Annotated in this window: 23 protein-coding genes; 16 read left to right on the forward strand and 7 right to left on the reverse strand. The window is 69.0% G+C overall.

All coding sequences use genetic code 11. The annotated features are described in order from the left end of the window. Nucleotides 1–291 precede the first annotated feature (291 nt). From ACZ68L_RS02100 to ACZ68L_RS02125, 6 genes are all read left to right on the forward strand, one after another. On the forward strand, nucleotides 292–1545 hold the full coding sequence (locus tag ACZ68L_RS02100) for a polysaccharide deacetylase family protein (RefSeq protein ID WP_469573448.1): 1254 nt from the start codon (nucleotides 292–294) through the stop codon (nucleotides 1543–1545). Between the two features lie 67 nt (nucleotides 1546–1612). Further along, nucleotides 1613–2224, forward strand: coding sequence for a TlpA family protein disulfide reductase (locus tag ACZ68L_RS02105; RefSeq protein WP_469573450.1), 612 nt, complete (start codon nucleotides 1613–1615; stop codon nucleotides 2222–2224). A gap of 4 nt (nucleotides 2225–2228) precedes the next feature. Further along, nucleotides 2229–2993: a cytochrome c biogenesis CcdA family protein gene (locus ACZ68L_RS02110; RefSeq protein WP_469573451.1), complete on the forward strand. Its 765-nt coding sequence runs from the start codon at nucleotides 2229–2231 to the stop codon at nucleotides 2991–2993. A 5-nt stretch (nucleotides 2994–2998) separates the two neighbouring features. Then, the gene (gene resB / locus ACZ68L_RS02115; protein ID WP_469573453.1) at nucleotides 2999–4774 is read left to right on the forward strand and encodes a cytochrome c biogenesis protein ResB; all 1776 of its coding nucleotides are present in this window, start codon (nucleotides 2999–3001) and stop codon (nucleotides 4772–4774) included. Then, nucleotides 4771–5859 (forward strand): c-type cytochrome biogenesis protein CcsB, encoded by a 1089-nt coding sequence (ccsB, locus tag ACZ68L_RS02120; RefSeq protein WP_469573454.1) that lies wholly within the window; start codon nucleotides 4771–4773, stop codon nucleotides 5857–5859. Before resB ends, ccsB begins: the two co-directional genes overlap by 4 nt. A gap of 55 nt (nucleotides 5860–5914) precedes the next feature. Continuing rightward, nucleotides 5915–6442 (forward strand): SRPBCC domain-containing protein, encoded by a 528-nt coding sequence (locus tag ACZ68L_RS02125; protein ID WP_469573455.1) that lies wholly within the window; start codon nucleotides 5915–5917, stop codon nucleotides 6440–6442. Between the two features lie 7 nt (nucleotides 6443–6449). Here ACZ68L_RS02125 and ACZ68L_RS02130 read toward each other — a convergent pair whose 3' ends face one another. The 5 genes from ACZ68L_RS02130 to ACZ68L_RS02150 form a co-directional block, all read right to left on the reverse strand. Further along, nucleotides 6450–8009, reverse strand: coding sequence for a hypothetical protein (locus ACZ68L_RS02130; RefSeq protein WP_469573456.1), 1560 nt, complete (start codon nucleotides 8007–8009; stop codon nucleotides 6450–6452). After that, on the reverse strand, nucleotides 8002–10185 hold the full coding sequence (locus ACZ68L_RS02135; protein WP_469573458.1) for a hypothetical protein: 2184 nt from the start codon (nucleotides 10183–10185) through the stop codon (nucleotides 8002–8004). Before ACZ68L_RS02135 ends, ACZ68L_RS02130 begins: the two co-directional genes overlap by 8 nt. Before the next feature lie 115 nt (nucleotides 10186–10300). Beyond that, nucleotides 10301–10729 carry a nucleoside deaminase gene (locus ACZ68L_RS02140; protein WP_469573983.1) on the reverse strand — a complete coding sequence of 143 codons (429 nt, stop codon included), beginning with the start codon at nucleotides 10727–10729 and terminating at the stop codon, nucleotides 10301–10303. Between the two features lie 73 nt (nucleotides 10730–10802). Beyond that, nucleotides 10803–11198 (reverse strand): PLD nuclease N-terminal domain-containing protein, encoded by a 396-nt coding sequence (locus ACZ68L_RS02145; protein WP_469573460.1) that lies wholly within the window; start codon nucleotides 11196–11198, stop codon nucleotides 10803–10805. Between the two features lie 72 nt (nucleotides 11199–11270). Further along, nucleotides 11271–12080 (reverse strand): class I SAM-dependent methyltransferase, encoded by an 810-nt coding sequence (locus ACZ68L_RS02150; protein WP_469573462.1) that lies wholly within the window; start codon nucleotides 12078–12080, stop codon nucleotides 11271–11273. A gap of 89 nt (nucleotides 12081–12169) precedes the next feature. Here ACZ68L_RS02150 and ACZ68L_RS02155 point away from each other — a divergent pair, with 89 nt between their 5' ends. The 4 genes from ACZ68L_RS02155 to mqnP all read left to right on the forward strand — a co-directional run bounded on the left by ACZ68L_RS02155 (nucleotide 12170) and on the right by mqnP (nucleotide 15828). Continuing rightward, nucleotides 12170–12904, forward strand: coding sequence for a GntR family transcriptional regulator (locus tag ACZ68L_RS02155; RefSeq protein WP_469573463.1), 735 nt, complete (start codon nucleotides 12170–12172; stop codon nucleotides 12902–12904). 140 nt (nucleotides 12905–13044) lie between these two features. Beyond that, nucleotides 13045–13329, forward strand: coding sequence for a hypothetical protein (locus ACZ68L_RS02160; protein ID WP_469573464.1), 285 nt, complete (start codon nucleotides 13045–13047; stop codon nucleotides 13327–13329). A gap of 127 nt (nucleotides 13330–13456) precedes the next feature. Then, entirely contained in the window at nucleotides 13457–14914 is a 1458-nt protein-coding gene (locus ACZ68L_RS02165) for a menaquinone biosynthesis decarboxylase (protein WP_469573466.1), read from the forward strand. Continuing rightward, entirely contained in the window at nucleotides 14911–15828 is a 918-nt protein-coding gene (gene mqnP / locus ACZ68L_RS02170) for a menaquinone biosynthesis prenyltransferase MqnP (protein ID WP_469573467.1), read from the forward strand. Before ACZ68L_RS02165 ends, mqnP begins: the two co-directional genes overlap by 4 nt. 99 nt (nucleotides 15829–15927) lie before the next feature. On the opposite strand, the gene ACZ68L_RS02175 is transcribed toward mqnP, so the two are convergent. Continuing rightward, on the reverse strand, nucleotides 15928–16479 hold the full coding sequence (locus ACZ68L_RS02175) for a rhomboid family intramembrane serine protease (protein ID WP_469573984.1): 552 nt from the start codon (nucleotides 16477–16479) through the stop codon (nucleotides 15928–15930). A gap of 192 nt (nucleotides 16480–16671) precedes the next feature. Between ACZ68L_RS02175 and ACZ68L_RS02180 the strand changes: the two genes are divergently transcribed. Beyond that, on the forward strand, nucleotides 16672–17346 hold the full coding sequence (locus tag ACZ68L_RS02180; RefSeq protein ID WP_469573985.1) for a UbiX family flavin prenyltransferase: 675 nt from the start codon (nucleotides 16672–16674) through the stop codon (nucleotides 17344–17346). A gap of 8 nt (nucleotides 17347–17354) precedes the next feature. Here the strand turns inward: ACZ68L_RS02180 and ACZ68L_RS02185 are convergent, their stop codons facing one another. Next, on the reverse strand, nucleotides 17355–17489 hold the full coding sequence (locus tag ACZ68L_RS02185) for a hypothetical protein (RefSeq protein WP_469573469.1): 135 nt from the start codon (nucleotides 17487–17489) through the stop codon (nucleotides 17355–17357). Nucleotides 17490–17621: 132 nt separating this feature from the next. Between ACZ68L_RS02185 and ACZ68L_RS02190 the strand changes: the two genes are divergently transcribed. The 5 genes from ACZ68L_RS02190 (at nucleotide 17622) to ACZ68L_RS02210 (ending at nucleotide 22173) form a co-directional block, all read left to right on the forward strand. Beyond that, complete coding sequence (locus ACZ68L_RS02190; protein WP_469573470.1) at nucleotides 17622–18077, forward strand: Lrp/AsnC family transcriptional regulator; 456 nt, start codon at nucleotides 17622–17624, stop codon at nucleotides 18075–18077. 97 nt (nucleotides 18078–18174) lie between these two features. Continuing rightward, nucleotides 18175–19338, forward strand: coding sequence for an aminofutalosine synthase MqnE (gene mqnE / locus ACZ68L_RS02195; RefSeq protein WP_469573471.1), 1164 nt, complete (start codon nucleotides 18175–18177; stop codon nucleotides 19336–19338). A 111-nt stretch (nucleotides 19339–19449) separates the two neighbouring features. After that, nucleotides 19450–19974 (forward strand): GNAT family N-acetyltransferase, encoded by a 525-nt coding sequence (locus tag ACZ68L_RS02200; protein ID WP_469573473.1) that lies wholly within the window; start codon nucleotides 19450–19452, stop codon nucleotides 19972–19974. Nucleotides 19975–20119: 145 nt separating this feature from the next. Beyond that, on the forward strand, nucleotides 20120–20416 hold the full coding sequence (locus ACZ68L_RS02205) for a DUF4229 domain-containing protein (protein ID WP_469573475.1): 297 nt from the start codon (nucleotides 20120–20122) through the stop codon (nucleotides 20414–20416). Between the two features lie 428 nt (nucleotides 20417–20844). Next, on the forward strand, nucleotides 20845–22173 hold the full coding sequence (locus ACZ68L_RS02210; protein ID WP_469573476.1) for a dicarboxylate/amino acid:cation symporter: 1329 nt from the start codon (nucleotides 20845–20847) through the stop codon (nucleotides 22171–22173). The last annotated feature ends 84 nt before the right edge of the window (nucleotides 22174–22257 follow it).

Here is a 22257-nt window from a genome sequence, read left to right on the forward strand (position 1 = left end):
GTGATCCTTCCGCCCATCCGGCGATCGCGCTGCCGTGCCGTTACCGGCGCCGCATGACCCGCGGTCGAGGACAGCTCGACCCGCGATCGGGGACAACGCGACCTGGGACCGATGACAGCGCGGAGCTCGTACCGCCCCCGGGTGAGCTATCAGTCATACGTTCGTGCGCGTACTGGTCTGGTCACGCAAAGAAAAATGTGCTAAATCGCGGAACCCCCGTGTTGATTCCATCATCTAAGCCTTCGGCAGTTTGTATGGACTTGGGATAAAACGACCGCAGATGGGGAACTCATGCGCGAGATCAGTCGAAGGGGCTTGCTCGGAGCCGGGCTCGGGGCTACGGCCACGATCGGTCTGGCGGGTTGCGGTTCCTTCGATACCGGTCGGCCGGGGCAGGACACGGGGACCGCGGGGGAGAAGGGTGCCGACGGGCACACCCGGGGGACCGGATCCGCGAAGAAGGACGTCCGGGAGATCGGGGACGGTTCCACCGCCGACACCGGGAAGCAGCCGCACCAGCCTTCGGCGCCGGTTCCGCTCGAACCCGGGCAGACGCCACCGCAGTTCGTGATCTTCTCCTGGGACGGTGCGGGCGAGGTCGGCAACGGGCTCTTCCCGCGTTTTCTGGAACTCGCCAGGAATCACGACGCGGCGATGACCTTCTTCCTCTCCGGTCTGTATCTGCTTCCCGAGTCGAAGAAGTCCATGTACCGGCCGCCCAACAACCCGATCGGTGCTTCCGACATCGGTTATCTGACCGATGATCACATCAAGGAGACGCTGAAGAACGTCCGTCAGGCCTGGCTCGACGGACATGAGATCGGCACTCACTTCAACGGGCATTTCTGCGGCGGCTCCGGATCGGTCGCCAGCTGGTCGCCCTCCCAGTGGCGGAGCGAAATCGATCAGGCGGTCTCCTTCGTCACCGAATGGCGCACCAACACCGGCTGGACCGACCTCGATCCGCTGCCTTTCGACTACCGCAAGGAACTGGTCGGCGGCCGTACTCCCTGTCTGCTCGGCCAGGACAATCTGCTGCCCACGGCGAGCAAGCTGGGCTGGCGCTACGACGCCAGCTCGCCCGGCGGCACCCAGGTGTGGCCCCAGAAGCGCCAGGGCATCTGGGATCTGCCGCTGCAGGGCATGCCGTTCCCGGGGCACACCTTCGAAGTCCTTTCGATGGACTACAACATCCTCGCCAACCAGTCGCAGAATTCGACCAAGGGCATGCCCTCGCGCTATCCGGGCTGGCGGGAGCAGGCCGCCAAGTCGTATCTCGCGGGTTTCGAGCGTGCGTACACGACGAATCGCGCACCCTTCTATATCGGAAACCACTTCGAGGAGTGGAACGGCGGCATCTATATGGACGCGGTCGAGGAAGCGCTCAAGAAAATCGCCGGGAAGCCGGATGTGCGGCTCGTCTCCTTCAAGCAATTCGTCGACTGGCTCGACGTCCAGACACCGGCCGTGCTCGACAAGCTCCGCACGCTGGGCGTCGGACAGTCGCCCGAAGGCGGCTGGAACGCCTTCTTTAAACAGGCCTGACAACGGGCTTTACGGGCACTGAGGGGGGTGCCCGAGATCGCCGGAACCGCCATGCGAAACTTTTCACATGAGCTATGGCCGGGCACCTCGTCGCCGCTTCACCCTGCTCGCCGCCCCCGCTGCGGTCGTCGCACTCGCCCTCACGCTGACGGCGTGCGGTGGCGACGACAACAAGACGGGTGGCGGTGGCAATACGAACTTCGTCACGGGCAGTGGCGGAATCTCCACCGTGGCCAAGGGTGACCGCGCGGCCGCCCCGAAGCTCGACGGCGAGACCCTCGAAGGCAAGCAGCTCGACGTCGCCGACTACAAGGGCAAGGTCGTCGTACTGAACATGTGGGGCTCGTGGTGCGGGCCCTGCCGTCTGGAGGCCCAGTACTTCTCGCGGGTGGCGAAGGAGACGAAGGACAAGGGCGTCCAGTTCGTCGGGATCAACACGCGCGACGCCCAGAAGGGCCCTGCGCAGAGCTTCGAGAAGGACTACGGGGTCCCCTACCCGAGCCTTTTCGACCCGACCGGCAAGCTCATGCTCCGCTTCCCCAAGGGCACGCTGCGTCCGCAGGCCATTCCGTCGACCGTGGTCCTGGACCGGGACGGCAAGATCGCCGCCCGTACCCTGACCGCGCTCGACGCCGACAAGCTGCACAAGATGATCGACCCGCTGATCGCGGAGAAGTGATTCCGTGCACACCCTTGCCGCGCTCCAGGGCGAGAACCTGACCATCGTGAACGGGGCGCTGATCGTCGCCCTGCCCGTCGCCGTACTCGCCGGGCTCGTCTCGTTCTTCTCGCCGTGCGTGCTGCCGCTCGTGCCCGGCTATCTCTCGTACGTCACGGGTGTGAGCGGCACCGACCTGGCGCAGGCCCGGCGCGGGCGGATGGTCGCGGGCGCCTCGCTCTTCGTGCTCGGCTTCACCGCCGTGTTCGTCTCCGGCGGCGCGCTCTTCGGCTTCTTCGGCCAGACCCTCCAGGAGCACAGCGGAACGCTCTCCAAGATCCTCGGCGTGCTGATGATCCTGATGGGGATCTTCTTCATGGGCCTGATGCCGTGGATGACACAGCGTGAGTTCCGTATCCACAAGAGGCCGGTGACCGGGCTGGTGGGTGCACCGCTGCTGGGCGCCCTCTTCGGGATCGGCTGGACCCCGTGCCTCGGCCCGACGCTCAGCTCGGTGAGCATCCTCGCGATGCAGCAGGGCACCGCCGGGCGCGGGGCGATACTGACCGTCGCGTACTGCCTCGGGCTCGGCCTGCCCTTCGTGCTCGCGGCGGTCGCCTTCCGCAAGGCGCTCGGCGCCTTCGGCTGGGTCAAACGCCACTACGCATGGGTCATGCGGATCGGCGGCGTCATGATGATCGCGACCGGCCTGCTCCTGCTCACCGGCGTGTGGGACACCATGATGCAGGCATTGCAGGGCTGGTCCAACGGCTTCACGGTGGGGATCTGAGTTCCATGAGCAACACCAAGTCCAACCCGTCCCCGCAGCGCGAGCACCGCGACGAGCGGGAGATCCGGGACGCACAGGACCGGGAGAACGCCCGCGAGCTCGGTGCGGCCGGCTCCCAGCTCTCCACCGCCCCGCGCGAGGAGTCCGTGGCCAATCTGCCGGCCATGGGCGTCATCGGCTGGGCCCGCTGGTTCTGGCGGCAGCTCACCTCGATGCGGGTCGCGCTGATCCTGCTCTTCCTGCTGTCGCTCGGCGCCATCCCCGGCTCGCTGATCCCGCAGAACAGCGTGGACGAACTGAAGGTGAAGGCCTTCAAGGACGCCCACACCACCGTCTCGCCGATCTACGAGAAACTGCAGTTCTTCGACGTCTACAGCTCGGTGTGGTTCTCCGCGATCTACATCCTGCTGTTCATCTCGCTCATCGGCTGCATCGTGCCGCGCACCGGCCAGTTCGTCGGCCAGCTGCGCAGCCGCCCACCGGGCGCCCCCAAGCGCCTGACCCGGCTGCCCGCGTACACCACCTGGCGCACCGAGGCGGAGCCCGAGCAGGTCCGCGAGGCCGCGCTCGGCATGATGCGCAGGCGCCGCTACCGCGCGCACACCGTGGGGGACGCGGTCGCCGCCGAGAAGGGCTATCTGCGCGAGGCCGGGAACCTGGTCTTCCATATCGCCCTGATCGTGATGCTGGTGGCGTTCGCCTGGGGCCAGCTCTTCAAGTCCGAGGGCGCCAAGCTGATCGTCGAGGGCGACGGCTTCTCCAACACGCAGACCCAGTACGACGACTTCAAGTCCGGTTCGCTGTTCGACCCCGACTCGCTCGCCCCGTTCAGCTTCAAGCTCGACAAGTTCATCGGTACGTACGAGCGCAGCGGCCCCCAGATCGGTACGCCCCGGACCTACGAGGCCCATGTGACGTACGAGAACGGTGCCTACGGCAAGCCGCAGAAGACCGTCATCAAGGTCAACGAGCCGCTCGTCATCGACGGCACCAAGGTCTATCTGAACGCGCACGGCTATGCACCGGTCGTCTCCGTCAAGGACGCCGACGGCAAGGAGGTCTACCGGAACGCCGTGCCGTTGCTGCCCATCGACAACAACGTCACCTCGTCCGGTGCGATCAAGGTGATGGACGGCTACCGAGACAAGGACGGCAGGAAGACCCAGCTGGGCTTCCAGGCGTTCTTCGTGCCGACCTTCGCGGGCGACGGCAAGGGCACGATGTTCTCCCAGTTCCCGGCCGCCGACAACCCGCGACTCGCCCTCAACGGCTTCCACGGGAGTCTCGGTGTCGACTCCGGACTGCCGCAGAACGTGTACCAGCTGGACAAGTCCAAGATGAAGGCGTTCAAGGACAGCAAGGGCAACCCGCTCAAGCAGCGCCTGGCGGTCGGCGACACGATGAAGCTCCCCGACGGCGCCGGCTCGATCACCTTCGAGGGCGTCGAGGAGTGGGCCAGCTTCCAGATCTCCGAGCAGCCCGCCAGCGGCTGGGCGCTCACCGGAGCCATCGCCGCGATCGCCGGACTCGCGGGCTCGCTGTTCATCCAGCGGCGCCGGGTCTGGGTGCGGGCCGTGCGCGGTGCGGACGGCGTCACCGTCGTCGAAATGGCGGGTCTCGGCCGCAGCGAGTCCGCGAAGCTTCCCGAGGAGCTGGCCGGTCTCGCGGTCACGCTCAATGACGTGGCGCCCACGGCGCCCGGCTCTGACACCGACCCCGGATCCGATGCCGGCTCCGTCGGAGAATCCCCCGTAGAACCTGCCGAAGGGGCTGAGAAGTGAATCTCGCCGCCGCAACCAACGAGAACCTGGCGCACACCAGCAATGTGCTGATCTATTCGTCGATGGCCGTCTACACCCTGGCCTTCTTCGCGCACATCGCGGAGTGGGTGTTCGGCAGCCGCAGCAAGGTCGGCCGCACCGCCGCCGCGCTGACCGGGGCCGATGCCGGGGCCGTCGGCGCCTCGGTGAAGGTCCAGGTCGCACAGAAGAGCGGCGGCACCGCCGTACTCGACCGCCCGAAGATCATCACGCGCTCCGCAGCCGGTTCCCGCGACGTCCCGGACGGGCCCGGCGCGGCCGGCGGCACGTTCAAGGGCGATCTGTACGGACGCATGGCGATCTCCATGACCGTGCTCGCCTTCCTCGTCCAGGCCGGCGGAGTGCTCGCGCGTGCGCTCTCCGTGCAGCGTGCCCCCTGGGGCAACATGTACGAGTTCTCCATCACCTTCTCCACGGTGGCGGTCGGCGCCTACCTGATCCTGCTCGCGCTGAAGAAGAACGTCCGCTGGATGGGGCTGCTCCTGGTCACCACCGTCCTGCTGGACCTCGGCATCGCGACCACCGTGCTCTACACCTCCAGCGACCAGCTGGTGCCCGCACTGCACTCGTACTGGCTGTGGATCCACGTCTCCACCGCCATCATCTGCGGTGCCGTCTTCTACATCGGCGCGGTCGCCACCCTGCTCTATCTCTTCCGCGACAGCTACGAGAGCAAGCTCGCCAACGGCGGGCAGCCCGGCTCGTTCGCCCATTCCGTGCTCTCCCGGCTGCCCGCCGCCTCGACGCTCGACAAGTTCTCGTACCGCGTCAACGCCGCAGTCTTCCCGCTGTGGACGTTCACGATCATCGCGGGCGCCATCTGGGCGGGCGACGCGTGGGGCCGCTACTGGGGCTGGGACCCCAAGGAGGTCTGGTCCTTCATCACCTGGGTCGCGTACGCCTGCTACCTGCACGCCCGCGCCACCGCCGGCTGGAAGGGCCGCAAGGCCGCCTACCTGGCGCTGATCGCCTTCGGCTGCTGGCTCTTCAACTACTACGGCGTCAACATCTTCGTCACCGGCAAGCACTCCTACGCGGGCGTCTGACCGGCGCTCCGACCGTACGGGTGCGGATCGGACACCGCCGGGCCACGCTGGAACCATGACCGATGCGACCCCCGTCATCGAGCGTGGCACCAGCGAGACCCACGGTGACCAGCACACCCTGCGGTTCACGTTGCGGCTGCCCCACCCCGTTCCGCGGGTGTGGGCAGCCGTTGCCAGTTCCGAGGGACTGTCCGGCTGGCTCGCCGCCGCCGACCCGTTCGAAGCGCGCATCGGCGGAGCCGTCACGCTGCGCTGGCTGAACACCGACCAGGACGGAAACGCCACGGTCGCCTCCGGCACCGTCACCGCCTGGGACATCGAGCGCGTCGCCGAATACACCCTCGAAGGCCTCCACGGCCGTATCCGCTTCCACCTGGAGCCACCGCGCGGCGACCATGTGCTGCTGCGGTTCACCAACGAGTTCCGGGGTGACGACGCGCTGCGGCTGGACTGCCTCGCCGGCTGGCACGACCACTTCCAGTACCTCGTGGACGCGCTCGACGGTTACCCCGCCGACTGGTCCAAGTGGACCCCGGTCCGGTGGGCGGGGCTGCGCGAGGAGTACGCCGCGCCCGAGCGCTGACACGGCGTCACGGTGCCGAGGACGGCGGCAGACACTTCGCGTCCGGCGGTGTGCCCTGCGGCCAGGCGATCGTCACGAACCGCTGACTGGCGTCCTCCGGCGCCAGCTCCACCACCGGCACCGCCTTGTTGTAAGGGTTTCCGTGGTTGTCCAGGCAGATCCAGCCGCTGGCCCCCGACACCCGCAGCGACCCCTTCACCCGTGGCCACTGCTCGCCCACGTCCGCGAGCTGCGGCAGCCGCTTGCCCTCCGGGGTCGCCTGCCGGATGCCGTGCACCGCGAGCGACATCGCGTCGTACGCGATGATGACCTGGCCGTCGGTCAGCTCCTGGTGACCGGTCGGACCGACCGGCCCCACGGGCTTCTTCCCGATCGTGATCAGCAGATCCAGCAGGCTCCGGTAGTCCGCCGGGGAGCCGCCCGTCGCCGCCCCGCCCTTCGCCGCGGCCCAGGCGTCCGGGTGCGCCAGCGAGGCGTAGCGGACCGTCACCTTGCGGCGCAGCGCGCCCCGGTCGAGCTTCTTGTCGCTGCCGAGGTACGAGCCCTCGTCGCCGGTCAGGATCGTGAACGGGCGGCTCTGGCAGCCCCGGGCCCCGAGCGCGTTGATGAACTGCCGCAGCTGGGTGTGGCGTCCGGCGAAGAACACCGTCTCCGCGTCCGTGTCACAGATGAGGTGCGTGATCTGCTGGAACGTATTGGCCGTGGTGCCCTCGTCGTTCGGGTCGTTGCGCGAGGTGAACAGCTGCGGCTCGTACCGCGTGCCCCTCGTCAGCGAGGTGAACGCGGCCCGCAGCGTGTCCGTGTAGTGGTCGCCGGTACGGGTGTCCTGCACCAGCAGCGCCTTGTCCGCCTTCACCTTCCCGAAGTGCGCCAGCGCCCGCGCCTCGTCCCGATTGGTCGGCGACACCCGTGCCAGACCGGGGAACGGATCGCCGGCCGGCCCGTTGGCGATGTCGTCGGCGGTGATCGTGGTACCGACGACCGCGATGTGCGCGGAGGTCAGCTCCTTGATGGCCGAGCTGACCTCCGGACTGCTGGTGGCGACCCCGGACACGGCCCGCAGATGGTCCGGGGCCCCGGTCATCCTCTTCAGCCGGTCCACCGTCGGCCGCCACAACAGGTTGTTCTTCCCCGTGTTGGCGAGCACCAGCCGGATCTTCGGCACCTGATCGTTCGACAGATGATTGGCCCGGTACTGCTCGGCGAACGCGCCCTGCAGCTCGTGCTGCATCTTCGTCTGCATGGCCTCGTCCGTCGAGGTCAGCGGCAGCAGCAGTGCGACCGTCGCGTACCGGCCGGGCTTCAGGGTGTCGTTCTCCCGGGCGATGGCCGCGGCGACCTCGGTCAGCTTCGGCCGGCCGAAGTCGTACGCGTCGCCGGAGACGCCCACGCACTCGTCGCTGCCCTGCGGCCGCTCCACCCCCGGCGCGCACGAGCGGTCCTCGGGAGCGGTGAGCCGGCCGACGCCGTACCAGCCGGACGTGATGACCAGGGTGCCCACCACCACGCTGGTGACGACCTTCTGCCTCGCCGTGTACCAGACGCGATATCGCAGTGGATTACGCATGTGAACCACCGTCCCCCCGCCGTTGCCCGCTTCCGCCCGGGTCCGGTCCGTCCGTGCCCGACGCCCCCGGCGGCATGGAGAGCTGCCGCCAGGCCCCGATGTCCCGCGGCCAGTGCGTCGCCGCGTCCCACAGCACGCTGTTGCCCGTCGGATGCCTGCCGGACAGCTGTCGCAGTTCGTGCGCCATCTTGTCGATCACCTCTTCGTCCGGCAGAGCCAGCGGATCGGACAGCAGCCATACGGCGTGCAGCAGCCGGCGCAGCTGCAGCTGGAGCTCCACGGCCCGCTCGCCGAGCCCCGCGAGCCCCGTCTCCCCGTCCGGCAGCGAAGCGGACGCCTCCCGGCCGAGCGCGACCGCCCGCCGGGGATCGGGACCGGTGTAACCGGGCGGGCGCGGATACGGGGCCGAGGCGATGAACCGCAGCGAGCCGAGCCACGCCGTCACGTCCGGCTCGGTGAACCGTTCCCGCAGATGCGTCACACAGTCCCTCGTCCTGCCCAGCACCAGCTCCTGGTGCAGCCGGTGCGGGACGCTCGGGCAGCGGCCCCCGGGCGCGTACGCCGTGCGCAGCGTCTCGTGCACCGCACGCCACACCGCGTAGTGCGGATGGTCGTCGTCCTGGAACCGCAGCCGGTGCAGCAGCAGCGCGCGCAGCAGCGGATCGGCGACGAAGTGGTCCGGCCCGACCGGCCAGTCCTGCGCCCGCAGCACATCGCGCACCCGCAACGCCACGTCGCCGTCCAGCGACCGGCCGCGCAGCCGGGCCGTGGCCAGCAGCCGCGCCGAGTCCTCGCCGTGTGCGGCGGCCAGCACACTCAGTACGTCGAGCTGCTGCCCCGGCAGCAGCCGCGCCAACAACTCGTCCGAAACCCGCACCGGCGCCCGGTCCTCGCGCAGCTCGACCGTGCGGTCCAGCAGCGTCCCCGGCACCAGCGAGCCGGGCACCGGCGTGCCCAGTCGCGGCGTGCCCGCGTGGGACGGCCCCGGCGCCAACGCCTCGCCCGCCGCCTGGGCCAGCAGCGCCACGCCCAGCGGGCGCCCGCCCGTCAGCCGGTGCACCCCGCGTGCCAGGCCGGCCGGGGCGCGGCCCACCGGATCACGCCGGTCGAACGCCGCCTGCACATGGGCCGGGCCCAGCGCGGTGAGCTCCACGGCCAGGATCCCGGACGTCACCTCCGACCCGCGGACCCAGTGCGAACCGTGCGCCACCTCGGGCAGCCGTCGGCGCACCGCATGGCTCAGCCCTTCGTGATCACGGGCGCGCGAGGAGGCGAACACGGCGATCCGATCCCGCACCCCGGCGGCCCGCTGCCGCAGCACCGGCTCGACCAGCTGCCGGCCCAGCAGCGTGTGCGCGTTGTCCAGCAGCAGCACCGGGCGGCCCCGGCGGGCACCGCGCGCCAGTCCCCCGTACGCCCGCACCAGGTCCGCGACCAGCGCGAGCACCAGATGATCCTCGGCCCGGCGGCGCAGATCGCCACCGCGCTCGAAATCGACCGCCAGCTGCCGCAGCCCGATCCGTCCGTTGCCGCCCGCGTGCGGATAGCTCCCGTACCAGTCCGCCGAACGCCGCTGGAACCGGCTGAAGGACTCCTCCAGCACCGTCTCGATCGTGGCCTCGGCGACCATCCCGGCCAGCGGCACGACGGAGTCGAAGGCGCTCGCCGCCAGCTTCGTCAGCACCTTGGTGACCCAGCCCGTCGCCGCGTCCCCCCGCGTGTCGACGGTCGCCAGCACCGGGCCGAGCGACTGCAGGTCCCGTTGCGCCCGCGTCTCGTCCTCCCGCGTCCAGGAGATCGAGGCGACCGCCACCAGGCCGAGGCTCAGCCGGGGGAACTGCACCGGCCGCGCGGCACGCACCTTCGCGGTCAGCTGGGTGGCGAGCTCCGGCAGCGCCGCGGTGACCGGGGTCCAGCCGGGCCCCGGGTCCGCGGGCGGTACGACCGCCTCGCAGTCGACCAGGGCGACCGGGGTGATCTCCCGGTACAGATGGCGCAGTTGCTTGAGCACGGCCGTCTTGCCCATGCCGCGGCCCCCGGTCAGCACGGCGACCGGTGGGTCGTCACGGTGCTCGTAGGAGACCCCGGCGGAGCCGTACGGGGTGAGACCTGCCAGACGCGCCGCAAGTCCGTCGTTGCCGAAGATCGCCTCGCGCCCGTACAGCTCTCTCTCCACAGCACCCCCAGCGCCGATGTCCCAACTGATCTGTCACACCGTCAACAGCAGGATATCGGCAGGGTGTTGGGGGAAGGCGAAGATTTTCGAACGATCAGGGACGCGGGGTCGTAAATCAGTCGACGCCGATGTCCTCGTGCCACAGGCGGGGGTGATCCCGCACGAAGTCCCGCATCAAGGCGACGCATTCGGCGTCATCGAGCAGCACGATCTCCACCCCGTGCCGGGCCAGCCAGTCGTGCCCGCCGCAGAACGTCTCCGCCTCGCCGATCACCACCCGCGAGATCCCGAACTGCCGTACCAGACCGCAGCAGTACCAGCACGGGGAGAGCGTCGTCACCATCGTCGTGCCCCGGTACGAGCGCTGCCGTCCGGCCGCTCGGAACGCCGCCGTCTCCGCGTGCATGGAGGGATCGCCGTCCTGGACGCGGCGGTTGTGGCCGCGGCCGAGGAGGCCGCCGTCCGGCCCGTAGAGCGCGGCACCGATGGGGATACCGCCCTCGGCGAGCCCGGAACGGGCCTCGGCGAGGGCGATGGCGAGCATGGCGCTGTCGTTCACGAGTGCGTGCTCCTGATCGCCGTCGCCGGGGGCGCTGTCATCCTCGGACGCCCGTTCCTCACTCGCCGGAGGGGCTTGAGCTCTCCCCGCTCTCCCGGCGCTTGAGCTCCTCCTCGCGGCGGCGCAGATCCGCCTCCCAGTCCTTGAGGAGCGACTCGTCCTTCTTGTTCTCTTCCTTCAGCGTCTTCAGGAACTCCGGATTGTCGTCCGGCGCCACCCACTGCGAGCGGTGATTGCGGTGCCATTCCGACGGCGTACGGCCTCCGGCGGGCACGGTGCGCATCTTGCCCGCGGCGAGCCAGACGATCGGGCCCACGATCCAGAACAGCAGGATGATGAAGACCCAGGCGATCTTCGGCAGGTGCTTCGCCTCGTCCTCGGGGGTGTTCAGGCAGTCGATGAACGCGTAGATCGTCAGCGCCAGAGGCAGGAGATAGATCAGGGCCCGGAACATGGTGGAAAGGTCCCCCTGCGGAGAGATGGCGGGGCTTGTCCCGCCCCGGTGACGGGCCCAGGGTAGCCGGTGTCAATTGCGTCCCACGGCGAGCAGGTGGGAACCGGCGGCGAGCAGGTCGGGGTAGGGCTCCGCCATGCGGGCCGCGGCCAGCGCGGAGGCGAACATCCGCGATCCGGTGAGTGATTCGCCGGTGTGCTGCTCGGTCGCCTTCAGCAGGGCCCAGGCGGGGCCCTCGACGCCGTACACCCGGATGTCGGTGAGCCCGGCCTCGCGCATTTCCGCCTCCAGTTCGGGGCCGGTGTGGAAGTGCGCCTCGGTGAACCCCTTCTTCCCGTCGTGCGAACCGGTGGCCAGGATGCGGCCGATGCCGTCCTGGAGAGCCGGGCGGTCGAGGTGCGCGAAGGCGGTGTGCTCGAACAGTGAGGCGTACCGGTTGATGCCCGCCGCGGCGACGAGCCCGCCGGGCCGGACCACTCGACGCGCCTCGGCGAGGGCGGCCCGGCGGTCGGCGGCGTCGACGAGGTGGTAGAGCGGGCCGAGGAGCAGAACCACGTCGTACGAGTTGTCCTGGGCGCTCAGGGCTCGCGCGTCCCCCAGCTCGACACTGCACCCGGCGCTCTCGGCCTCTGTGACGTGACGTGGTACCGGGTCCACGAGGTGGACCCGGTAGCCGTCCTCGGAGAGCCATCGGGCGTGGGTTCCTGGACCGCCGCCGACGTCGAGCACGGACGCCGGTGCGGGCGGGAGGTGACGGCGCAGGAGTTCCTGGGTGCGGACCATCTCCAGGACGCCGTCGGCGGGGACGGACAGCCGGTCCGCCTCGTTGATCGTGGAGGTGTAGAACTCGATGATCCCCGGCGGTACTTGGTGAGTCGTCATGAATCCGTCCCGTTCATGGTCGAAGCCCCGGCGTATTCGTCCCTCGATTAACCTAGCCGGTTGACCTGTCCAGTTACCAGGAGGCCACTGTGCCGCTACTCAAGTACGAGCAGATCGCCGAGTCCCTGCGCGCCAGGATCTCGGACGGGGAGTTCGGTCCGGGCGATCTCCTGCCGTCCGGGCGCGACCTGTGCGAGCAGTGGTCGGTGTCGCGGGCCACTGTCATCAAGGCGATGGACGTTCTGCGCGGGGACGGACTCGTCGTGGCCCGGCAGGGCTCGGGCTTCACGGTCGTCGAGACTCCCGTAGCCCGCCCGGCGGGGCGGCGGACTGCCGGCTCGGCCCGCGTAACCGGTGGCAGTCCATTCCGGCGGCTCGGTACGCCCGGTAAGGAGAAGCCGCCGGCGAGGGTGGTCGAGGCGCTCGGGCTGGGGAGCGGCGGTGTCGCCCTTCGCCGCGATCGGCTGATGCTGCTCGATGACGGCACACCGCTGTCCCTGGTCACCGCCTGGTTCCCGGAGGAGGTGGCCGACGCCTGCCCGAAGCTCGCCCAGAAGGGGCCGATCGCCGAGGGGACCACGCATTACATCGCCCGGACGTTCGGCAGGTCCCCGGCTCAGGGGATGGATGTCATGTCGGTACGTCTTGCGTCCGAGAGTGAGGCCGGGCACCTGGGCCTTACCTTGCCCACCGCTGTCGCGGTCGTCCTTCATGCGGCGAGCGACAGCGCCGGACGAGTGCTGGTGTGCGAGGAAGGCGTGACTCCGGCTCACCTCTGGGAGCAGGTCGACAACTACCCGATGGGCGGAAGAAGCGGCGAATAGCTTGACTGGACCGGTCAACTGGTCCAGTCTCCTGTTTCGTGAGCTCCCCAGAGCAACTCCATTCCTTCGATGCCCGGTTACTTCCGTGGGCCGGGCCGGATGGCGGGCCGTGCTACCTGCGTACCGGCGGCCATGGATATGTGTCGCGCGTCGCGGACCAGATGGAGGTCGTGCAACTCGGTATGGGGGCCGAGGTGCTCGACTGTGCCAGGCCGATCATCGCCGCCGCCGATGCGACAGTGACGGAACTCCGGTTTTCCGCTGCCCGGTTGGCCGAGTGCCTGACCGACGCGCTACGGATCGCCGAGAGCCGGGGCGGACGGCTTCAGCAGAGCCAGGCCGGGCGACACGGTGCGCAGTCCGACGGGGGAGAGTGGGCCGCTTTCGAGGGCGGCGTGGTGGACGGCGAGTTCCAGTGGCCGTAGCCCCGGCGAAGCCGGTCGTCCGGACGCGTCCGCGCCCCCGTGGTGCGGGAGCTTCCCTGTTCCGTCAGAGGGGCGCTGAGGTGGGGCACCCCAGGTGATCGGCAGTGGTGATGACAAACTGGACGGCATGGCTTACGACGATCTTCGTTCCCTCCTCCGGGCCCTGGAGCGCGAGGGCGAGCTCAAGCGCATCAAGGCCGAGGTCGACCCCTATCTGGAGGTCGGCGAGATCGTCGACCGGGTGAACAAGGCGGGTGGGCCCGCGTTGCTGTTCGAGAACGTCAAGGGGTCGTCGATGCCCCTGGCCATGAATGTCTTCGGGACCGACAAACGGCTGCTCAAGGCGCTCGGGCTGAAGTCGTACGCGGATATCGGCGACAAGATCGGCGGGCTGCTCAAGCCGGAGCTGCCGCACGGCTTCGTGGGGGTGCGGGAGGCCTTCGGGAAGCTCGGCTCGATGGTGCACGTGCCGCCGAAGAAGGTGAAGCCCGAGAGCGCGCCCGTGCAGGAGGTCGTGCTCACCGGCGACGACGTGGATCTGGACCGGCTGCCCGCGCTCTTCACCTGGCCCGAGGACGGCGGCTCGTTCTTCAACCTGGGGCTCACGCACACCAAGCACCCGGAGACCGGTGTACGGAATCTGGGGCTGTACCGGCTCCAGCGTCACGACCGGCGCACCATCGGGATGCACTGGCAGATCCACAAGGACAGCCGCAACCACTACCAGGTCGCCGCGAAGCGCGGGGAACGGCTGCCGGTCGCCATCGCGTTCGGGGCGCCGCCCGCGGTGACGTACGCGTCCACCGCGCCGCTGCCCGGGGACATCGACGAGTACCTCTTCGCCGGGTTCATCCAGGGCAAGCGGATCGAGATGGTCGACTGCAAGACCGTGCCGCTGCAGGTCCCGGCGCAGGCGGAGGTCGTCATCGAGGGGTGGCTGGAGCCCGGGAAGATGCTTCCCGAGGGGCCCTTCGGGGATCACACCGGCTTCTACACGCCGCAGGAACCGTTCCCCGCGCTGACCATCGACTGCGTGACCATGCGGAAGCGCCCGCTGCTGCAGTCGATCGTGGTGGGCCGGCCGCCGACCGAGGACGGGCCGCTGGGGCGGGCCACCGAGCGGTTCTTCCTGCCGCTCCTCAAGATCATCGTGCCGGACATCGTGGACTACCACCTGCCGGAGGCGGGCGGCTTCCACAACTGCGCGATCGTCTCGATCGACAAGAAGTACCCGAAGCACGCCCAGAAGGTGATGAGCGCCATCTGGGGCGCGCACATGATGTCGCTGACCAAGCTGATCGTGGTCGTGGACTCCGACTGCGACGTCCACGATCTGCACGAGGTGGCGTGGCGGGCGCTCGGCAATACGGACTACGCACGGGACCTGACCGTCACCGAGGGGCCCGTCGATCATCTCGATCACGCCTCCTACCAGCAGTTCTGGGGTGGCAAGGCGGGTATCGACGCGACGAAGAAGTGGCCCGAGGAGGGCTACACGCGGGACGGAGGCTGGCCGGACATGGTCGAGTCCGACCCCGAGACGGCGGCGAAGGTCGACCGCCGGTGGAAGGAATACGGACTGTGAGCGCCGCCGAAGCAGCACTGGGCTCAGGGCCCGTACAGCCGAACAGCAAGGTCAAGGCGTTTCTGCGGCTCGTGATGATCGAGCACTCGGTCTTCGCGCTGCCCTTCGCGTACATCGCCGCGCTGACCGCGATGTTCCAGGCGGACAAGTCCATCCACTGGGTCACGCTGCTGCTCGTCACCATCGCGATGGTGGGGCTGCGGACGTTCGCGATGGCCTGCAACCGGATCATCGACCGGGAGATCGACGCCCGTAACCCGCGCACCGCGAGCCGGGAACTGGTCACCGGCGCGGTGTCCGTGAAGTCGGCGTGGACGGGGGCGCTCGTCGCCGTCGTGGTCTTCCTCGGGGCGGCGGCCCTGCTGAACCCGCTCTGTCTGGCGCTCGCGCCGGTCGCGGTGGTGCCGATGGTCGTCTATCCGTACGGGAAGCGCTTCACCCACTACCCGCACGCCATCCTGGGGATCGCGCAGGCCATAGGGCCGATCGGCGCCTGGCTGGCGGTGACCGGCAGCTGGTCCTGGGACGCGGTGATCCTCGGTCTCGCGGTCGGGATCTGGATCGGTGGCTTCGACCTGATCTTCGGCTGCCAGGACGTCCAGGCGGACCGGGCGCACGGGGTGCTGTCGGTGCCGGCCCGGTTCGGGATTCCGGCCGCGCTGTGGGGGGCGCGGGTCTGCCACGCGGTGACGACCGGGCTGCTGATCTGGTTCGGGCTGGCCACGGAGGCGGGGCTCTTCTACTGGATCGGCATGGTGATCGTCGCCGTCGCCTTCGTCTACGAGCACCGGGTCGTGCGTCCGCACGATCTGTCCCGGCTGAACCGCGCGTTCTTCTCGGTCAACGGGTTCATCGGCATAGCGCTGTTCGCGTGCGCGCTGCTGGATCTGCTGGTGCGGGGGCTGACGGTCTGAGCGAGAGCCGTACCCGGACCGTGCCGTCGGCGTGTCGTCCCGGGTCGTGTCGTCCCGGGTCGTGTCGTCCCGGGCAGTGTTGTCCTGGGCCGCCGCGGCCTAGGACATGAGCGGCCGGGCGGCTGCCGGTGCGTTCCGGCGGCGGAAGGCGAAGGCCGCCGCCACGCCGGCCGCCAGTCCGAACAGGTGGCCCTGCCAGCTGACCGAGGTGTTGGCGGGGGAGAGCCCCAGCAGGATCGACGAGCCCCATATCGCGCCGATCACCAGGCCGACGCCGATGTCGAGCGGTCTGCGGTCCACGAAGCCGCGCACGAGCAGGTAGCCGAAGAGGCCGAAGACCAGCCCGGACGCGCCCGCCGTGTTGGAGTGGTCCGGTGCGACCAGCCAGACGCCGAGGCCGTCGACCACGATGATCAGCGCGGCCACGGCCGCGAAGCGGCGGATGCCGCCCAGCGCGGCCAGGAAGCCGAAGACCAGCAGCGGCACGCTGTTGGACGCGACATGGCCGAAGCCGAAGTGGATGAAGGACGCGGGCACCACGTCCAGCAGTTCGCCGGGCCGGCGCGGCTCGATCCCGTACGCGTCCAGGGAGTGGCCGGTCGCCACGTCGACGATTTCGAGGATCCAGAGGAACGCCACCCAGCCCACCATCAGCTTGGCCGCGGCCTTCGCGCGCTCGCCCGTGCTCCACGCCGATGCGAATCGATCCGACGATGCGGCCACCGATGCCCCCTGCCGTTGCGTGTCGCCCCTGTTTCCCTCCCTCAAAACGCCTGAGGCACCTTACTCAGTTCCGGTTCCGTGCAGCCGGATAGGCTCGGGTGCGTGGATTCCGGGACTTCAGTGAGTCAGCAGCAGCGGCAGCCTTGGATTGTCGGGGTTTCCGGCGCATCGGGCACCCCATTCGCCGCCGCCGTGCTGCGCGGTCTGCTGGCCGCGGGGGAGAGCGTGGACCTGGTGGTGAGCCGGGCGTCGCGGCTGACGCTGCTGGACGAGACCGGGATCGCGTTCCGCGACGCGCACTGGCGGGAGGACCTGCGCGGCTGGCTGGCGCGCGGGGCGGACGGAAAGCCGCACACCTTCGACGTGGACGTCGAGGACGTACGGCACTGGGCGGCCGGTGACCTCGCGGCGGGTCCGGCCTCCGGGTCGTACCCGGCGAAGGGGATGCTGATCGTGCCCGCTTCGACGGCGTGCGTGGCCGGGGTGGCGCTCGGGCTCTCGAAGGATCTGCTCCAGCGGGCCGCGAGCGTGACGCTCAAGGAGCGGCGGAAGCTGGTCGTCGCGGTGCGGGAGACCCCGCTGAACGGGCAGACGCTGAAGCATCTGGTGAGCCTGGACGAGGCGGGCGCCGTGGTGCTGCCCGCCTCTCCGGCGTTCTACGCGGGGGCGACGCACATCCAGGATCTGGTGGACTTCGTCGCCGGGCGGGTGCTGGACGCGGCGGGGGTTCCGCACGACCTGTACCGCCGGTGGGAGGGAGAGCTCGGTGGCGGCTCTCGTGGCTCCGGGGGCTGAGCCTGTGGTCAGCGCTTCTTCGTGGCGCGCGGGGTGCGGGTCTTGTCGACCCGGTGCGCGGCGGCGGGCTGGTGGGCACGCGAGCGGTTGGCCAGGTCCTGCAGCTCGCGCATTCGGGCGTAGGCCATCTCGATCGTGTACACGGTGTTCTCACTCCTGAGGATTCGAAAGCGTTTTTAAGGTGTTTGAGAAGTTTTGCAGGCGATGAAGCCTGCATGCCTTAGATTCTACACGTAGACTCGCGGTACTGCTGAACAATGGAAGGTTTCAGTCATATGGACGCGGTGGACAGGCAGCTCATCCAGGCCCTCAGGGAGAACGGCAGGGCCTCGTACGCCGAGCTGGGGCGGCTCGTCGGGCTCTCCGGGCCCAGCGTCACCGACCGCATCAACCGGCTGGAAACCGCCGGTGTCATCACCGGCTACCGCGCCACCGTCGACGCCGCGTCCCTGGGGCTCGGGGTCACCGCCCTGATCGGCATCTCCCTCTCCGACGCGGCCGACCACGAGGACGTGGCGCGCAGGCTGAAGGACCTCGCGGAGATCGAGGACGCCTGGTTCATCGCGGGCGACGACTCGTACATGCTCAAGGTGCGGGTCGGTGACGTGGACGGTCTGGAGAAGACGATCCGCCGGCTCAGCGGTACGAGGGGCGTCTCGCGCACGCGCACCACGATCGTGCTCTCCACCAAGTGGGAGGACCGGGTCGGGGAACTTCCCGAAGAGGTGTAGGCGTAACGTGGTGGGGCCCCCGGGGGACCGGGGGTTTCGCCCGGTATCACCTGTCACCGGGATACGCACAGCACGTCGACGACTGGGAGGCAGCCGCATGGACGTTGGGCTCAAGCGCGAGCTGGAGGAGAAGGTCCGCGCAGGGGAGCGGCTGACCCGTGAGGACGGCGTCGCCCTCTACGAGTCGGACGACCTGGCCTGGCTCGGCGGTCTCGCCCATGAGGTGCGCACCCGCAAGAACGGCGACGTCGTGCACTTCAACGTCAACCGGCACCTCAACATGACCAATGTGTGCACCGCGTCGTGCGCGTACTGCTCGTTCCAGCGCAAGCCGGGCGAGAAGGACGCGTACACCATGCGCATCGAGGAGGCCGTCCGGCTCGCGAAGGCGATGGAGGGCGACAACCTCACCGAGCTGCACATCGTCAACGGGCTGCACCCCACCCTGCCGTGGCGTTACTACCCGCGCTCGCTCAGCGCGCTGAAGGAGGCCCTGCCGCAGGTCTCCCTCAAGGCGTTCACCGCCACCGAGATCCACCACTTCGAGACCATCTCCGGGCTGTCGGCCTCCGAGATCCTCGACGAGCTGATCGAGGCCGGTCTGGAGTCGCTGACCGGTGGCGGCGCGGAGATCTTCGACTGGGAGGTCCGTCAGCACATCGTGGACCACGCCACCCACTGGGAGGACTGGTCGCGCATCCACCGCCTGGCGCACGAGAAGGGGCTCAAGACCCCGGCGACGATGCTGTACGGGCACATCGAGGAGCCCCGGCACCGCGTCGACCACGTGCTGCGGCTGCGTGAGCTGCAGGACGAGACCGGTGGCTTCCAGGTCTTCATCCCGCTGCGCTACCAGCACGACTTCGTGGACATGAAGGACGGCAAGGTCCGCAACAAGCTCCAGGCGCGCACGACGATGGCGACCGGCGCCGAGGCGCTGAAGACCTTCGCGGTCTCGCGGCTCCTGTTCGACAACGTCCCGCACGTCAAGGTCTTCTGGGTGATGCACGGGGTGCAGACCGCCCAGCTCGCGCTGCAGCACGGCGCGGACGACATGGACGGCTCGGTCGTGGAGTACAAGATCACGCACGACGCGGACAACTACGGCACGCCGAACAAGCTCGGCCGTGAGGATCTGCTGGACCTGATCCGCGACGCGGGCTTCCGGCCCGTCGAGCGCAACACCCGGTACGAGATCATCCGCGAGTACCCGGGCCCGGACGCCGAGCGGCGCGAGTCGCCGCAGCCGATGCGCGTCTGACCTGCACGCCGTCAGCGCCATGCCCCATGAGAGCCCCGGCCGCCGGCCGGGGCTTTCTCGCGTACCGGACAGGGTTTGGGGCCAGGGTTCGGTAATAGTTAATCTGCGCCTATGGCACTTACGTTTGAGCGAGACCCCAAGTTCGACCGCGCCCTGCGGGACGGCATCGCCGAGCTGTGGACCGATGTCTCCAACGCGGGCGGGGCGGTCGGCTTCGTGCCGCCCGTCACGACCGACGACGTCCGGCCCGAGCTGGTCAAGCACCTCGTCGCCATGGCCGAGGGGCGCACCCGGCTGCTGGTCGGTCACGACGAGGAGGGGGCCGTGGCCGCCACGGCCTTCCTGGCCCTCAATACGCACCGGCTGATGAAGCACTGGATCTGGCTCTACACGGTGATGGTCCACCCCCGCCACCAGGGCAAGGGGTACGGGCGCGACCTGATGGACGCCGCGGCCCGTGCCGCCCGGGAGCTCGAAGGGGTGGAGGCCATCCGGCTCACCTGCCGGGGCGGCACCGGCGTCGACCGGTTCTACGCGTCGTGCGGATACAAGGAGGTCGGGCGGGTGCCCGACGCGATCCGGGTGGCCGACGGGGACGACCGCGACGACATCATCATGCTGCTGCCGCTCGGCTGAGCGTTCCCGGGCCCGCCCCGCGGGCCGGGTCCGGGGCCCCGTCGGAACCGCTTTGACGCAGCCCTCCGAAGTGATCGATTCCGGGGCATGCTTCACTGGTCGGGCAGGATCGCAGGACTGTCGTACGTAGAGAGAGAGGCCAACTGTGTCCGCTGCCAGGCCGAGCGCGACAATTCGGTACACCGCGATGCGCCTCAGCATCTTCGTCGGCTGCTTCTTCGTCGCAGCCGTGGCCGTTCACTTCGGTCTGCTGCCCTCCGGGGCACACGATTCCAACTTCATCTGGGTGATTCTGCTCGCCCTGGTCCTGTCCGCGCCGCTCAGCTACGTGCTGCTGCGCAAGCAGCGTGACGAGATGTCCGAGCAGATCGTGTCCAAGGTCGACCGCACCAAGGCGAGGCTCGAAGCGAACCGGACCCGCGAGGACCGCGTCACCTCGTGACGAACGGGTGAGGGTGGCGTAAGGGCCACGTAAGTTTCCTCACACCCAGCACGCTTTCCGTGCCGAACCCGGAACCCCGGTGCCGGAGCAGTCGCTCCCGTACTGGGGTTTTGTCGTTCCCGGCAGGGGTTTCGGGCACCCGGCGTCCACGTTGTCGTCCGGCGAGCCCAAAGAAGTCCTTTGAGGTTCTCAAAGTTCAAGTGTTAACGTGTTCGGCATGGAGACAGCTGTGCGCCCCCGAGCCGCCGCGAGCGTCGCGCTCGTGGAGCGCCTGCATGTCGACCTCTGCCGCTGTATGTCCGCGGTCTGTTGCCGCAACGTCTGAACCGGCACCATGCAGCGGCGCCGCCCCTGACGCGGGCGCCGCACCCCCGTCCCCCCGCACAACGTCCCCGTGCGCCCCGATGCGTCACATCAGGAGTGTGTCCGTGTCCGCGAATCCCGCGTCCACCGCCGAGACCGACAGTCCGTCCGGCTCCGGTTTCCGTATACCCAAGGTCCCGTTCTGGGCCCAGATCGTCGCCGGTCTCGTCCTCGGTGTCGTCCTCGGGTGGCTCGCCCGTACGTACGACATCAACTGGCTCTACACCACGCTCGACAAGGTCGGCCACATCTTCGTCCAGCTGCTCAAGCTGGCCGTCGCGCCGCTCGTCTTCTTCGCGATCCTGGTGTCGATCACCAACCTGCGCAAGGTCAACAACGCCGCCCGGCTGGCCACCCGCACCCTGCTCTGGTTCATGATCACCTCGCTGATCGCGGTCGCCATCGGCCTCGCGATCGGCCTGATCACCAACCCGGGGTCCGGCACCGGCCTCACGCCGAAGGACGGCAAGCTGCCGGAGCACGCGGGCTCCTGGCTGGACTTCCTCACCGGCATCATCCCGGACAACGTGATCACCCCGTTCACCGAGCTGAACGTGCTCCAGATCGTCTTCATGGCCGCCGTCGCCGGTATCGCCGCGCTGCAGCTCGGCGAGAAGGCCCAGCCGATCCTCACCCTCAGCGAGTCCGTCCTGGAGCTCCTCCAGAAGGCCCTGTGGTGGGTCATCCGCCTCGCCCCCATCGGCACCATCGGCCTCATCGGCTATGCGATCGCCGACTACGGCTGGGACCTGATCGGCAAGTACGCCACGTTCACCGCCGACGTCTACATCGGCTGCGCCCTGGTGCTGTTCGGTGTGTACCCGCTCCTGCTCGCCACCGTCGCCAAGCTCAGCCCGCTGCAGTTCTTCAAGGGGGCCTGGCCGGCGATCCAGCTGGCCTTCGTCTCCCGCTCCTCGGTCGGCACGATGCCGGTCACCCAGAAGGTCACCGAGCGCCTCGGCGTCCCGAAGGAGTACGCCTCCTTCTCGGTCCCGTTCGGCGCCACCACCAAGATGGACGGCTGCGCCGCGATCTACCCGGCGCTGGCGGCGATCTTCATCGCGCAGATCTTCGACGTCCAGCTGGGTGTCGGCGACTACGTCCTGATCGCGTTCGTCTCGGTGATCGGCTCCGCCGCCACCGCCGGTCTCACCGGCGCCACGGTCATGCTGACCCTCACGCTGTCGACGCTGGGCCTCCCGCTGGAGGGCGTCGGTCTGCTCATGGCCATCGACCCGATCCTGGACATGATGCGTACGGCCACCAACGTTGCTGGGCAAGTTGTCACACCATTGATTGTGGCTTCGCGGGAGAAGATCCTCGACCGTGAGAGGTACAACGCGACCGCGTCGTCTCCTGTGGATGAGCCGCAGGCCGTGGTTGCTGCCGCCTGACGTCCCCAGGCTCGTACGGAACGTGCCCCGCGCCCTTGGTCGGGTGCTGGGCACGTTCCGTTGGGGTGACAGTTTCTCCGCGCT

The organism is Streptomyces sp. NPDC104309 (assembly GCF_055584025.1).

Excerpts from the sequence above, each read along its gene's own strand:
- ACZ68L_RS02130 (WP_469573456.1), bottom strand. The coding sequence starts at position 8,009 with ATGCGTAATCCACTGCGATATCGCGTCTGGTACACGGCGAGGCAGAAG.
- resB (WP_469573453.1), top strand. The coding sequence starts at position 2,999 with ATGAGCAACACCAAGTCCAACCCGTCCCCGCAGCGCGAGCACCGCGAC.
- mqnE (WP_469573471.1), top strand. The coding sequence starts at position 18,175 with ATGGACGTTGGGCTCAAGCGCGAGCTGGAGGAGAAGGTCCGCGCAGGG.
- ACZ68L_RS02150 (WP_469573462.1), bottom strand. The coding sequence starts at position 12,080 with ATGACGACTCACCAAGTACCGCCGGGGATCATCGAGTTCTACACCTCC.
- ACZ68L_RS02105 (WP_469573450.1), top strand. The coding sequence starts at position 1,613 with ATGAGCTATGGCCGGGCACCTCGTCGCCGCTTCACCCTGCTCGCCGCC.
- ACZ68L_RS02145 (WP_469573460.1), bottom strand. The coding sequence starts at position 11,198 with ATGTTCCGGGCCCTGATCTATCTCCTGCCTCTGGCGCTGACGATCTAC.
- ACZ68L_RS02125 (WP_469573455.1), top strand. The coding sequence starts at position 5,915 with ATGACCGATGCGACCCCCGTCATCGAGCGTGGCACCAGCGAGACCCAC.
- ACZ68L_RS02175 (WP_469573984.1), bottom strand. The coding sequence starts at position 16,479 with ATGGTGGGCTGGGTGGCGTTCCTCTGGATCCTCGAAATCGTCGACGTG.
- ACZ68L_RS02200 (WP_469573473.1), top strand. The coding sequence starts at position 19,450 with ATGGCACTTACGTTTGAGCGAGACCCCAAGTTCGACCGCGCCCTGCGG.
- ACZ68L_RS02140 (WP_469573983.1), bottom strand. The coding sequence starts at position 10,729 with ATGCTCGCCATCGCCCTCGCCGAGGCCCGTTCCGGGCTCGCCGAGGGC.
- ACZ68L_RS02190 (WP_469573470.1), top strand. The coding sequence starts at position 17,622 with ATGGACGCGGTGGACAGGCAGCTCATCCAGGCCCTCAGGGAGAACGGC.
- ACZ68L_RS02100 (WP_469573448.1), top strand. The coding sequence starts at position 292 with ATGCGCGAGATCAGTCGAAGGGGCTTGCTCGGAGCCGGGCTCGGGGCT.
- ACZ68L_RS02165 (WP_469573466.1), top strand. The coding sequence starts at position 13,457 with ATGGCTTACGACGATCTTCGTTCCCTCCTCCGGGCCCTGGAGCGCGAG.